At 47.5% G+C, this 316-nt stretch carries 2 tRNA genes; both read right to left on the bottom strand.

The features are described 5' to 3' along the window. Positions 1-73: 73 nt before the first annotated feature. A tRNA-Ala gene (locus HX866_RS34005) sits at positions 74-149 on the bottom strand. A 10-nt stretch (positions 150-159) separates the two neighbouring features. Further along, a tRNA-Ile gene (locus HX866_RS34000) sits at positions 160-236 on the bottom strand. Positions 237-316: the final 80 nt, after the last annotated feature.

Genomic DNA, 316 nt, shown 5'->3' with positions numbered 1-316 from the left:
CTAATCAAAGACTAGAAATCAATATTCATCTGCGAATATTCATTTCTAAACTCTAACAAGTAGAAGCAGTTAATGGTGGAGCCAAACGGGATCGAACCGTTGACCTCCTGCGTGCAAGGCAGGCGCTCTCCCAGCTGAGCTATGGCCCCATAACAAAATTGGTGGGTCTGGGCAGATTCGAACTGCCGACCTCACCCTTATCAGGGGTGCGCTCTAACCAACTGAGCTACAGACCCAATTTCGAGCGCGTAACTGTTAGCTTGGAGCTATCAGCTTGGAGCTTAAAGCTGCTTCTATCGTCTTCTTCAATGAATCA

Source organism: Pseudomonas gingeri (assembly GCF_013386165.1).
Taxonomy (GTDB): Bacteria; Pseudomonadota; Gammaproteobacteria; order Pseudomonadales; family Pseudomonadaceae; genus Aquipseudomonas; species Aquipseudomonas gingeri_C.
Note: the sequence above shows the minus strand (reverse complement) of the source record. Positions and strands in the feature narration are given on the sequence as shown.